8 protein-coding genes are annotated in these 11,283 nt (G+C 72.1%); 5 read left to right on the top strand and 3 right to left on the bottom strand.

Going from position 1 to position 11,283, the window contains the following annotated elements; translation table 11 throughout:
- Positions 1-51: 51 nt before the first annotated feature.
- The 3 genes from BUS84_RS33755 to BUS84_RS33745 all read left to right on the top strand — a co-directional run bounded on the left by BUS84_RS33755 (position 52) and on the right by BUS84_RS33745 (position 4,804).
- On the top strand, positions 52-2,508 hold the full coding sequence (locus BUS84_RS33755; protein WP_244298811.1) for a Tex family protein: 2,457 nt from the start codon (positions 52-54) through the stop codon (positions 2,506-2,508).
- Positions 2,509-3,666: 1,158 nt separating this feature from the next.
- Positions 3,667-4,302 (top strand): aminoglycoside phosphotransferase family protein, encoded by a 636-nt coding sequence (locus tag BUS84_RS33750; RefSeq protein WP_208869794.1) that lies wholly within the window; start codon positions 3,667-3,669, stop codon positions 4,300-4,302.
- Between the two features lie 34 nt (positions 4,303-4,336).
- Positions 4,337-4,804: a hypothetical protein gene (locus BUS84_RS33745; RefSeq protein ID WP_074318402.1), complete on the top strand. Its 468-nt coding sequence runs from the start codon at positions 4,337-4,339 to the stop codon at positions 4,802-4,804.
- Here BUS84_RS33745 and BUS84_RS33740 read toward each other — a convergent pair.
- A complete protein-coding gene (locus BUS84_RS33740; protein WP_074318401.1) occupies positions 4,734-5,681 on the bottom strand; it encodes a DUF389 domain-containing protein in 948 nt (315 codons plus the stop codon). The two genes, BUS84_RS33745 and BUS84_RS33740, sit on opposite strands and share 71 nt — an antisense overlap.
- A gap of 345 nt (positions 5,682-6,026) precedes the next feature.
- Between BUS84_RS33740 and BUS84_RS33735 the strand changes: the two genes are divergently transcribed.
- On the top strand, positions 6,027-6,935 hold the full coding sequence (locus BUS84_RS33735; RefSeq protein ID WP_425293513.1) for an NAD(+)/NADH kinase: 909 nt from the start codon (positions 6,027-6,029) through the stop codon (positions 6,933-6,935).
- A gap of 137 nt (positions 6,936-7,072) precedes the next feature.
- Here the strand turns inward: BUS84_RS33735 and pgm are convergent, their stop codons facing one another.
- Both pgm and glgC read right to left on the bottom strand, forming a co-directional pair.
- Positions 7,073-8,716: a phosphoglucomutase (alpha-D-glucose-1,6-bisphosphate-dependent) gene (gene pgm / locus BUS84_RS33730; RefSeq protein WP_074318399.1), complete on the bottom strand. Its 1,644-nt coding sequence runs from the start codon at positions 8,714-8,716 to the stop codon at positions 7,073-7,075.
- Positions 8,717-8,763: 47 nt separating this feature from the next.
- A complete protein-coding gene (gene glgC / locus BUS84_RS33725) occupies positions 8,764-9,996 on the bottom strand; it encodes a glucose-1-phosphate adenylyltransferase (RefSeq protein ID WP_074318398.1) in 1,233 nt (410 codons plus the stop codon).
- A gap of 70 nt (positions 9,997-10,066) precedes the next feature.
- On the opposite strand from glgC, the gene glgA reads away from it, so the two are divergent.
- Positions 10,067-11,278: a glycogen synthase gene (glgA, locus tag BUS84_RS33720; RefSeq protein WP_074318397.1), complete on the top strand. Its 1,212-nt coding sequence runs from the start codon at positions 10,067-10,069 to the stop codon at positions 11,276-11,278.
- The last annotated feature ends 5 nt before the right edge of the window (positions 11,279-11,283 follow it).

The following is an 11,283-nucleotide window of genomic DNA, read 5'->3' as shown; positions in this document are numbered from 1 at the left end:
ACCGCCCGGCACAATGCAGGCGGTACCCACTTCCGAAGGCGGATCGAGATCGTGACCCAGTCTGTTCATCAGCGGATCGCCGGCGAGCTCGGCGTGGCCGAGCGTCAGGTGCGGGCGGCCGTGGAGCTGCTCGACGGCGGCGCCACCGTGCCGTTCATCGCCCGCTACCGCAAGGAGGCCACCGGCCTGCTCGACGACACCCAGTTGCGCACCCTGGAGGAGCGGCTGCGCTACCTGCGCGAGCTGGACGAGCGGCGGGCCGCCGTCCTGGAGTCGATCCGCGGCCAGGGCAAGCTGGACGAGGCCCTGGAGGCACAGATCATGGCCGCCGACTCGAAGTCCCGGCTGGAGGACATCTACCTGCCGTACAAGCCGAAGCGGCGGACCCGGGCGCAGATCGCCCGCGAGGCCGGGCTGGCGCCGCTGGCCGAGACGCTGCTGGCCGACCCCGCCCAGGACCCGCGGGCCACCGCCGCCGGGTTCGTCGACCCGGAGAAGGGCGTCGCCGACGCCGCCGCCGCGCTGGAGGGCGCCCGGGCGATCCTGATCGAGACCTTCGCCGAGGACGCGGACCTGATCGGCACGCTGCGCGAGCAGATGTGGTCGCGGGGCCGGCTGGTGTCCCGGGTACGCGAGGGTCAGGAAGCGGCCGGTTCCAAGTTCGCCGACTACTTCGACTTCTCCGAGCCGTACCCGAAGCTGCCCTCGCACCGGATCCTGGCCATGTTCCGGGGCGAGAAGGAGGGCGTGCTCGACCTGACCATGGAGCCGGAGGAGGCCGGCGCGGCGGACGCCGCGCCGACCGGCCCGAGTCGGTACGAGGCGGTGATCGCCGGCCGGTTCGGCGTGTCCGACGTGGGCCGCCCGGCCGACCGTTGGCTGGCCGACACGGTTCGCTGGGCATGGCGCACCCGGATCCTCATTCACCTCGGCGCGGACCTGCGGATGCGGCTGTGGCAGGCGGCCGAGGAGGAGGCGGTACGCGTCTTCGCCATGAACCTGCGGGACCTGCTGCTCGCCGCGCCGGCCGGCACCCGGCCCACGATGGGGCTGGACCCGGGTCTGCGTACCGGGGTCAAGGTGGCCGTGGTGGACGCCACCGGCAAGGTGGTCGCCACCGACACCATCTATCCGCACGAGCCGCGCCGGCAGTGGGACGCGTCGATCGAGACGCTGGCCCGGCTGGCCGGCGCGCACGGCGTCGAGCTGGTGGCGATCGGCAACGGCACCGCCTCCCGGGAGACCGACAAGCTGGCCGGTGACCTGATCAAGAGGCACCCGCAGCTCAACCTGACGAAGGTGGTGGTCTCCGAGGCCGGCGCGTCGGTCTACTCGGCCTCCGCGTACGCCTCCCAGGAGCTGCCCGGGATGGACGTCTCGCTGCGCGGCGCGGTGTCCATCGCCCGCCGGCTCCAGGACCCGCTCGCCGAGCTGGTCAAGATCGATCCGCGGTCGATCGGGGTGGGGCAGTACCAGCACGACCTGTCCGAGGTGAAGCTGTCCCGGTCGCTGGACGCGGTGGTGGAGGACTGCGTCAACGCGGTCGGGGTGGACGTCAACACCGCCTCCGCGCCGCTGCTGACCCGGGTCTCCGGGATCGGCGCCGGGCTGGCCGAGAACATCGTGCTGCACCGCGACGCCAACGGGCCGTTCCGGTCGCGTACCGAGCTGAAGAAGGTGGCCCGGCTCGGGCCCAAGGCGTTCGAGCAGTGCGCCGGCTTCCTGCGCATCCCCGACGGTGACGATCCGCTGGACTCGTCCAGCGTGCACCCCGAGGCGTACCCGGTGGTGCGGAGGATCCTCTCCAGAACCGGCCAGGACCTGCGCTCGGTGATCGGTAAGAGCGGGATCCTGCGCGGGCTGCGCGCGACGGACTTCGTCGACGACCGGTTCGGCCTGCCCACCGTCACCGACATCCTCGCCGAGCTGGAGAAGCCGGGCCGCGACCCTCGGCCGGAGTTCCGCACCGCCACCTTCGTCGAGGGTGTGGAGAAGATCGGTGACCTTACGCCGGGCATGGTGCTGGAGGGCGTGGTCACCAACGTGGCCGCGTTCGGCGCGTTCGTGGACGTCGGGGTGCACCAGGACGGTCTGGTGCACGTCTCGGCGATGTCCCGAACCTTCGTGAAGGACCCCCGCGAGGTGGTCAAGTCCGGCGACGTGGTCAAGGTCCGGGTGCTCGACGTGGACGTACCCCGCAAGCGGATCTCGCTCACCCTGCGCCTGGAGGACGAGCCGGGCGCGGCACCCGACGGCACCCGCGACAAGCAGGGTGCCCGCAGCGGCCGGGCCAGCCAGGACGGACGCGGCGGGCCGGCTCAGCGCGGTTCACAGAGCGGACGCGGCGGCCCCGACCAGCGCGGCGGTCAGGGCGGACGCGGCGGTCAGGGTGCGGGTGGCGGGCAGAGCGAACGCGGCGGGCAGCAGCGACAGGGCCGGGGTAACGGCGCGGCGGCACCGGCCAACGACGCGATGGCGGAGGCCCTGCGCCGCGCCGGCCTGGCCTGACCGACCGCGCGCCGCGACGCGCCCACACCGTCCGGGATGCCCGCCAGATCGGCGGCCATCCCGGGCGGCCGGCGCCCTGCCCGCCTCAGTGACCGACCCATCCATTCCCTAACCCGGACGCTGTCGAGCTGCCCCACTTCTGGGGCATGCCCACCGGGGAGCAACGGCCGGCGACGCACTAGCAGGTCGTCGGAGCGGACCCCACCAGGACTGAGTAACAGCCGGCAACGCACTCGCAGGGTCATCGGCACAGACCCCACCCGATCTAGCAGCCGCCGGCGACGCACCCGTAGGTCATCGGCTCGCCCCCAGCCGGGGCTGAGCAACGGTCGGCGAGGCTTCCGCGGGGTCACCGGAGCAATCCCCACGCCGTCGGAGCAACCCTTGCCCAGATCACCAACCCCTGCCGACGGCCTTCCCCGTGCAGATCTTGGACAGTTTCCGTCAGGTGGGAACGGAAACTGTCCAAGATCTGCGGTCCCTTGCAGCGCGCTCCAGATCTGGGGCGGGTTGACAGGGACTTCGGGGCGTGGGCGGCCGCGGAGACGAGGTCACGTGGGGGGTGGGCCGCGTGGAGGTGAGGCTGGCCGAGGGTGAGCACTCATGGAGGAGCCCGCGTAGAGGAGCCCGCGTAGAGGAGCCCCGCGTAGAGGAGCCCGCGTGGAGGGGCCACATGGAGGAGAGGCCGCATGGAGATGAGGCCGCATGGACTTGAGGGGTTAGGCCGCCGTCTGGGGTCAGGCGGCTGAGGGTAGGGCCGCCACAAGCGCGATCGCCTGGAAGAGGCCAGCCCCGGGGGCGGAGGCGCGGGGGCGCGAGCGTTTGGGGCGGGAGCGTCGGGGCGCCGGGCGGGAGCGCGGGAAATCGGATCGCGTGGCGGTGGGGTCCGGGGTGATGATCTCGCAGTGAGGATGCACACCGACCAGGTTGACGTCACCGCGGATGTGGTCGCCGCGCTGGTGGCCGAACAGTTTCCCGAGTGGCGGGCCCTCCCGGTCCGCCCGCTTCCGTCGTCCGGCACGGTGAACGCCCTCTTCCGACTCGGCCCGGAGATCGTCCTACGGTTCCCGCTGCGACCCACCGCCGACCCAGAGCCGCGCACCGAGCTGCGGCGGGAGCAGGAGCACCCGGCTGCTCGCCGCGCACCTGCCGATCGCGGTGCCCGAACCGCTCGGCCTCGGCGAGGCGGGCGCGGGATATCCCGGGCCGTGGACGGCGTACCGCTGGATTCCCGGCGAGCCGGCCCGGCCCGACCGGATTGACGATCCGGACGTCTTCGCCCGCGACCTGGCTGGCGTCGTCGCCGCTCTGCGCGGCATCGACACCGGCGGTCGGGCGTGGCCCGGGTTCGGCCGGGGCGGGCCGCTGGCCGCCGAGGACGCCGGCGTGCGGTCGGCCCTCGCCGACAGCGGTCAGCTCACCGACACCGCCCGGCTCGCCGGCGTGTGGGACCGGTGCCGGGAGGCTCCCCGGCACGACGACGGTGACATGTGGATCCACGCCGACCTGATGCCCGGCAACCTGCTGGTCCGCGACGGCCGGCTGGCCGCGGTCATCGACCTCGGCACGGTCGGCGTGGGTGATCCGGCGGTGGACCTGATGCCGGCGTGGAACCTGCTCGACGCCGGATCGCGGGAGACGTACCGGCGGGCGCTCGGCGTGGACGACGCCACCTGGGATCGTGGGCGCGGCTGGGCCCTGGAGCAGGCGATCAACGCGCTGCCGTACTACGTCGAGACCAACCCGGTGATGGCCGACATCGCGAGGCACACGCTGCGGGCCGTACTCGACTGAGCCGTGCCGCACTCGCGGGCGTACCGTCGGCGTCGTGAGTGAGCGGGACGGCCGGGAGTGGCGCGAGCGCCAGCGGCAGGCGGTGCGGGCGCACGCCGACGCGGACGCGCGGCGGCGGGCCGCCGAGCAGGCCGAGGCGGCGGAGCTGGTGGCCTGGTTCGTGGCCGAGGCGACGCGGCGAGGGCTGCCCACCACCCGGCTGGTCGCCCGGGGCTACGACGGGCGCGGGCGGTACCGGACCCGGCTGACCGGCTGGTACGTCGACCGGGCCGGGACCCGGGCGGTGGACGTGGCCGGCCGGTTCCACCTGCTGACCGTGCCGGGCGGCCTGCGGGCCCGGCTGTTCGGCGTCAACCCGGAGCCCAGCCCGGCACCGCTGATCGTCGGGGCTGGTGGTCGCGACGGCGAGTCGATCCCGTTGCGAACCCTCCTCAGCCGGCTGCTGAACGACGGGACCGACGGGCCAGGCCCCACCACCACAGCTGCTGCACCACGAGGGTGAGCAGCCCGGCCAGGACGATCGCGCACAGGTTGATCACCAGCTGGAGTGCCGACCCGGCCGCCTCGTCCCACACCCCGTAGGCGCTGGCGACCGCCACGTTCGCAGCGGCCGGCACCGTGGTCACCGAGATCAGCACCCCGACCAGGCTGCCCGACTTCTTCGACGTCAGCGAGAGCATGCCGGCCACACCGGCGAGCAGGCCGACCACCCAGGACAGCGCGTCCGGCCGCCAGATGAAGTCGGTGAGCGGGCGGTCCGCGAGCAGCATCTCCCGACTGACCAGACCGGCGGCGTTCAATGCCCAGGTGCTCAGCGCGGTCGCGACCATGGCCGCCAGGAAGCCGACTGTGAGGGCCTGCACCGACCGGACGATCACTCGGAGCCGGCGGCGCAGCAGCGCGACGCAGAGTGCGGCGAGGGGACCGAACTCCGGACCGACCACCATCGCCCCGACGATGAGGATCGGCTGGTCCAGCAGCACACCGATACCGGCGATCATGGTGGCGATGGTGATCAGCGCGAGGTAGGTGCCGGACAGTTCGGTCTGCTCGCCGGTCTTCGCCGCGATCTCGTCCCAGACCACCGCGTCGGCGCCGCTGCCGGGCGCCCGGCGGGCGGCCCGGTCGGCCGCGGTCGAGATGGTCAGCTCCACGTCGTCAGCGGCGATGCCGCCGCTCGTGTCCACGCCGATCCGCCGCAGCCCCTGGAGCACCCGGTCGGCGCTCTCCCGCACCACGTCGCAGAGGATGAGATCGCCCTGCGGCTGCCGGGCCGCGCCGGGCAGCACGGCCAGGTGGGTCACCCCCGCCTCAGCCGACAGCAGGTCGACGACCTGCGGCGACCGGTCCGGCGGAGCGATCACCCTCAGGTGCAGCACGGCCCTCCCTCACCCGACCGGGTTGAATTTTCGCCCCACCGGGCGGTCGCGACTCTACCGCTCGACCTGTGATGACACGGACCGGGTTGGTGCTGCACCCCACGCGGACGTCACCCAAACCGTCGGGATCATCGCCGACTGTGCCGCCCGCACCGCAGTCGGATCGCCGTGCACACGGAGGACCGGCACCGGGTGCCGGCGTCGAGGCGCTGTCCGAAGACGAGCTACCCCGAACGGTCGGCTCGCTGACCCGCCTCCCCGGCCGGCCCCACCGCTGACCGCAGCACCTTCTGTGTACGCCGGGCGCGGTTGCCACCGATGTGGTGAGCTGTACGGGTGTCGGGGCTGGGTCTGGTACTGCACCCCACCCGGGATGTCACCGAGGTGGTCGGGATCATCGAACGGTGGGCGACGCGCCACCACAAGTCGCTGATGGTGCGCGCGGAGGACAAGCACCGCGTGCCGGCCAGCGTCGAGCCCGTCCCGGAGGACGAGGTGGCCGTCCGCGCCGACGCGTTAATCAGCATCGGCGGTGACGGCACAATGCTGGGCGCGCTGCGCTCCGCCGTCCTCGACCCGAAGCCGGTGCTCGGCGTGCACCTGGGCCGTCTCGGCTTCCTGGTCGAGATCGAGCCGCCGGAGCTGCCGGAGGCGTTGAGCCGACTGCTGTCGAAGGACTTCACCATCGAGTCGCACGCCTGCCTGGCCTGCGACGTGTGCGGCGACGACGTGGTGGCGTTCAACGACATCGCGCTGGTCCGCCAGCCGGGCTCCGGCTTCGTCACCGCCACTCTCGCGGTGGACGGCCAGCAGTACGGCTACTACCGCTGCGACGCCCTGGTGGTCAGCACGCCGACCGGCTCCACGGCGTACAGCTACGCCGCGGGCGGCCCGCTGATCTCCCCGGCGGCGGACGCGGTGGTGGTGACGCCGTCGGCGCCGATGGCCGGCATCTCCCGGTCGGTGGTGCTTTCACCGGACGAGAAGATCCGGCTGGAGCTGGAGCCCAACTCGTCTGCGGTCGTGGTGGAGATGGACGGGTTGGTGTTCCGGGACGCGGCGACCGAGGGCACCGTGGACATCAGCTACCGCCGCGACGCCGGCCTGGTGGTCCGCTTCGACCCGTTGCGCTACCAGGAACGCAACCAGTTGAAGATGACCCTGCTCGACCTGCCGTTCCTGCCGGAGCAGCTCAGCGAGCTGCTCCCCGATGAGTTGCGGCGGCGCCAGCGGGAGCTGCCGCCGCCCTGCTGACCGGGCCCGGGCACAGCCCGCTCCCCCGTCGCCCGCCCGCAATTGACCATGAAGTTATTGCCGCCCGGCGCGGCGTGTCGCGGCAACAACTTCATGATCAACTGCGGAGGGGTGGGGCCGGGGGCTGCGGGGCGCGCTCAGGCCTGCCCGAGCACCCCGTCGACCAAGGCCTTGGCCTCCTGCTGGATGCGCGCCAGGTGGTCCGGGCCCTGGAACGACTCGGCGTAGACCTTGTAGACGTCCTCGGTGCCGGAGGGCCGGGCGGCGAACCAGCCGGACTTCGTGCTGACCTTGAGGCCGCCGATCGCCGCACCGTTGCCGGGCGCGGTGGTCAGCGTCGCGGTGATCGGCTCGCCGGCCAGTTCGGTGGCGGTGACCTGCTCCGGGGAGAGCTTGCCGAGCACGGCCTTCTGTTCCCGGGTGGCGGGGGCGTCGATCCGGGCGTACGCGGGCGCGCCGAACCGCTCCGCCAGCTCCGCCCAGTGCTCGCTCGGGCTGCGCCCGGTGCTGGCCAGGATCTCGGCGGCGAGCAGGCAGAGCAGGAGGCCGTCCTTGTCGGTGGTCCAGGTGGAGCCGTCACGGCGCAGGAACGACGCGCCGGCGCTCTCCTCGCCACCGAAGCCGACCGCGCCGTCCAGCAGCCCGGGCACGAACCACTTGAAGCCGACCGGCACCTCCAGCAGCGGCCGGCCCAGGTCGGCGGCGACGCGGTCGATCATCGACGAGGAGACCAGGGTCTTGCCCACCGCGGCGGCCGGGCCCCAGTCGCTGCGGGTGCGGAACAGGTGGTTGATCGCCACCGCGAGGTAGTGGTTGGGGTTCATCAGGCCGGCGTCCGGGGTGACGATGCCGTGCCGGTCGGCGTCGGCGTCGTTGCCGGTGGAGATCTGGTAGTCGGCGCGGGCGGCGATCAGCGACGCCATCGCGTTCGGCGAGGAGCAGTCCATCCGGATCTTGCCGTCGCCGTCCAGCGTCATGAACCGCCAGGTCGGGTCGACCGTCGGGTTGACCACGGTCAGGGCAAGCCGGTGCCGATCGGCGATCTCGCCCCAGTACGCAACGCTCGCCCCGCCGAGCGGATCCGCGCCGATGCGGACCCCGGCGTCGCGGATGGCGTCGATGTCGATCGCGGCCGGCAGGTCGTCGACGTAGCTGGCGAGGAAGTCGTACTCCCCGGTGGTGTCTGCGGCCCGGGCCCGCGCGTAGGTGATCCGGCAGACCTCCTTGAGCCCGGCGGCGAGGATCGCGTTGGCCCGGTCCTGGATCCACCGGGTGACGTCGGTGTCGGCCGGCCCGCCGTTGGTGGGGTTGTACTTGAAGCCGCCGTCGTCGGGCGGGTTGTGCGACGGGGTGATGACGATGCCGTCGGCGAGCCCGCTGGTGCGCCCCCGGTTGTGGGTGAGGATCGCGTGCGACAGCGCCGGGGTGGGGGTGTAGCCGTCGCGGCTGTCCACCAGCACGGTGACCCCGTTGGCGGCGAGCACCTCCAGGGCGTCCACCGCGGCCGGCGCGGAGAGCGCGTGGGTGTCCCGGGCGAGGAAGAGCGGGCCGTCCAGGCCCTGCTCCCGCCGGTAGTCGCAGAGCGCCTGGGTGACCGCGAGGATGTGGTCGGAGTTGAACGCGTTGCGCAGGCTGGAGCCCCGGTGGCCGGAGGTGCCGAAGGAGACCTGCTGCGCCGGGTCCGCGGGGTCCGGATGCTCGGCGTAGTAGGCGGTCACCAGGCGCGGCACGTCGACCAGGTCGGCGGGCTCGGCGGGCTGGCCGGCACGGGGATGGGTCACGGGGCTCTACCTCCTCGGTACTGCGACGGACGACGGGCGAACCCGGGTCACAACTCGACCTTCTGGCCCTTGCCGATCACCACGATGCCGTTGTCGGAAACGGTGTAGCGCTGCCGGTCCTTCTCCAGGTCGACACCGATCTCGGCGCCCTCCGGGACGAACACGTTCTTGTCCAGGATGGCGCGCCGGACCACCGCGTGCCGGCCAATCTCCACACCCTCCATCAGCACCGAGCCCTCGACGTGCGCCCAGGAGTGCACCCGCACCTTGGGCGAGACGATCGAATTTTCCACCAGCGAGCCGGAGATCACCACGCCCGGGGAGACCATCGAGCCGACCGCCCGGCCGACCCGCTCCCCCCACTGGTGCACGAACTTCGCCGGCGGCCACGGCGGCTGCTCGGTGTAGATCGGCCAGTCGAAGTTGTACATGTTGAACACCGGGTGCACGTTGATCAGATCCATGTGCGCGTCGTAGAACGAGTCGAGCGTTCCGACGTCGCGCCAGTAGCCGCGGTCCCGGTCGGTGCTGCCCGGCACCTCGTTGTCGCGGAAGTCGTAAACGTTCGCCTCGCCCCGCTCGACGAGCATCGGAATGATGCTGCCGCCCATGTCGTGCTTGCTGGTCTTGTCCTCCGCGTCGCGCTCGACGGCCTCGCAGAGCGCGCGGGTGGTGAAGACGTAGTTGCCCATCGAGGCGTAGATCTCGTCCGGCGCGTCGGGCAGGCCGACCGCGTCGGTGGGCTTCTCCCGGAACGCCCGGATGCGTCGGCCGTCCTCGCCGACCTCGATGACGCCGAACTGGTCGGCCATCGACAGCGGTTGGCGGATGCCGGCGACGGTCACGGCGGCGCCAGAGGCGATGTGGTCCTCCACCATCTGCCGCGGGTCCATCCGGTAGATATGGTCGGCGCCGAAGACGATCACGTAGTCGGGCTGCTCGTCGTTGATCAGGTTGAAGCTCTGGTAGATCGCGTCGGCGGAGCCGGCGAACCACCAGGGGCCGCGACGCTGCTGCGCCGGCACCGGGGTGACGTAGTTGCCGAGCAGCGTGGACATCCGCCAGGTCTTGGTGATGTGCCGGTCGAGGGAGTGGGACTTGTACTGGGTCAGCACGACGATCTTGAGATAGCCGGCGTTGGCCAGGTTGGAGAGGACGAAGTCGACCATGCGGTACATCCCGCCGAACGGGACGGCCGGCTTGGCCCGGTCCGTGGTGAGTGGCATCAGGCGCTTGCCCTCCCCACCCGCCAGGACGATCGCGAGCACCTTGGCAGCCATGCCCAGACGCTATCCACCCTCGTCCCACTTCACCACTCGTACGGGGACACTTCTGCACTAGGGTGCGCACATGACCGACTCCTCCCCGGCCACCGGATCCCTGCGCGTCGATCTGCTGACCCGTGAGTACCCGCCGGAGGTCTACGGCGGCGCCGGAGTGCACGTCGAGTACCTGGCCCGGGAGTTGCGCCGCCTGGCCGACGTGCGGGTGCACTGCTTCGGTCTGCCGCGCACCGAGCCCGGCGTCACCGCGTACGCCGAACCGCCGGGCCTGACCGGCGCGAACGCCGCGCTGCGCACGATGGGCGTGGACCTGGAGATGGCCGCCGGCACGGCCGGCACCGACGTGGTGCACAGCCACACCTGGTACGCCAACCTGGCCGGGCACACCGCGAAGCTGCTGCACGGGGTGCCGCACGTGATGACCGCGCACAGTCTGGAGCCGCTGCGGCCGTGGAAGGCCGAGCAGCTCGGCGGCGGCTATGCGCTCTCCTCGTGGTGCGAGCGCACGGCGGTGGAGGCGGCGGACGCGGTGATCGCGGTCAGCGGCGGGATGCGTAACGACGTGCTCACCGCCTACCCGCAGGTCGACCCGGACCGGGTCCGGGTCGTCTACAACGGCATCGACACCGTCCAGTACGCCCCGGACACCGGCACCGACGTGCTGGACCGGCTCGGCATCGACCCGGCCCGGCCCAGCGTGGCGTACGTGGGAAGGATCACCCGGCAGAAGGGGCTGCCCTACCTGCTGCGGGCCGCCCGGGAGTTGCCGGCGGACACCCAGCTCGTGCTGCTCGCCGGTGCGCCGGACACCGCGGAAATCGCCGCCGAGGTGGCGGAGCTGGCCGCCGAGCTGCGGGCCAACCGCTCCGGGGTGGTGTGGGTGGCCGAGATGCTGCCCAAGCCCGAGGTGATCCAGGTGCTCACCCATGCCACCGTCTTCGTCTGCCCGTCGGTGTACGAGCCGATGGGCATCGTCAACCTGGAGGCGATGGCCTGCGAGACGGCGGTGGTGGCGACCGCCACCGGCGGCATTCCCGAGGTGGTGGCCGACGGCGAGACGGGCCTGCTGGTGCCGATCGAGCAGGCCACCGACGGGTCCGGGACCCCGTTGGAGCCGGAGAAGTTCGTCGCCGACCTGGCCGCCTCGATCAACGCTCTCCTTGCCGATCCGGCGCGCACGGCCGAGTTCGGACTGGCTGGTCGACGGCGTGCGGTCGAGCACTTCTCCTGGGACGCCGTCGCCCAACAGACGTTGGAGGTCTACCGGTCGGTGATGTGAGGAGG

The sequence above is a fragment of the Micromonospora cremea genome (assembly GCF_900143515.1).
Taxonomy (GTDB): Bacteria; Actinomycetota; Actinomycetes; order Mycobacteriales; family Micromonosporaceae; genus Micromonospora; species Micromonospora cremea.
This window is presented reverse-complemented; position numbering and strand designations above follow the sequence as displayed.